This window comes from Pseudomonadota bacterium, assembly GCA_010028905.1.
Taxonomy (GTDB): Bacteria; Vulcanimicrobiota; Xenobia; order RGZZ01; family RGZZ01; genus RGZZ01.
Genome location: RGZZ01000888.1, coordinates 1 through 1,169 on the forward strand (window position 1 = coordinate 1; position 1,169 = coordinate 1,169).

At 65.1% G+C, this 1,169-nt stretch carries 1 protein-coding gene; it reads right to left on the reverse strand.

All coding sequences use genetic code 11. The features are described 5' to 3' along the window. On the reverse strand, window positions 1-1,094 hold a 1,094-nt coding region (locus tag EB084_26140; GenBank protein ID NDD31745.1), incomplete at its 3' end, for a PilT/PilU family type 4a pilus ATPase. Window positions 1,095-1,169: the final 75 nt, after the last annotated feature.

Consider the following 1,169-nt stretch of genomic DNA (forward strand, 5'->3'; position numbering starts at 1 on the left):
GACTGGAGTGCGACGCTCTGGTGGATGAACTCCTTCTCCACGAGCTCGACGAGCGCCGTGGTGAAGTCCATCATCCCGGCGTCGCGGCCCTTGATGATGTCGAGGAGCTCGCCCTCGCGGCCTTCCAGGATGTACTTCTGGACCGCGGGGGTGTTGATCAGGATCTCGAGCGCCGGGATGCGCGGGATGTGCGCATGCAGCGTGGGCAGGAGCTTCTGGTAGACGATGGCGCGCAGGTTGTACGCAAGCAGCTTGCGGATCTGCTCGCGCTCGTTCACCGGGAACAGGTCGTAGATGCGGCCGAAGGTCTGCCAGGCGCTCGAGGCGTGGATGGTCCCGAACACCAGGTGGCCCGTCTCGGCGGCGCGCACGGCGGCCTCGAAGGTCTCGTAGTCGCGCATCTCGCCCACCAGCGCGATGTCCGGGTTCTCGCGCACCAGCGCGCGGAGGGCGTCGTTGAAGTTGACGCAGTCGATGCCGATCTCGCGCTGGTTGATGGTGGCCTTGTCGTCCTTGAAGATGTACTCGATCGGGTCCTCGATCGTGACGATGTGCACCTTGCGGCGCTCGTTCACGTACTGGAGCATGGCCGCGATGGAGGTGGACTTGCCCGAGCCGGTGACGCCGGCGAAGAGGATCAGTCCCTGCGACTGCAGCGCCACGTCACCGAGGCTCTGCGGCAGGTAGAGGTCCTCGAACTTCTTGATGTTGCTGGTGATGAGTCGGGCCGCGATCGAGGGCTTGCCGCGCGCCATGAACATGTTGACGCGGAAGCGGTTCTTCTCGTCGTAGTCGTACGCGAAGTCCATCGACCCCTTCTTGCTGAAGACCTCCTGCTGGCCGGCGTCGAGGACGTCCTTGGCCACCTGGAACATCATGTCCATGGTGACGACGTCGGTCTCGATGTCCTTGAGCACGCCGCGGTGGCGGATGCGGGGCTTCAGGTCGGCCTTGACGATGAGATCGCTGCCGCCGAACTTGATGATGGCGCTCAGCCAGAGGGTCCATGCCTTCATCCCCTCGCCGGGCTGGGTGCCGCGGACCTCGAGGTTGATGGGGCTGGTGAGGGATTGTTTTCCGTCGTTGCCAGACACGGCTGTAGACCTCCGCAGGGGCGGGCCCGAGGGTTGCATCTGGGAGCGGCGACGGGCAGGCCACGGCGGCCAGCC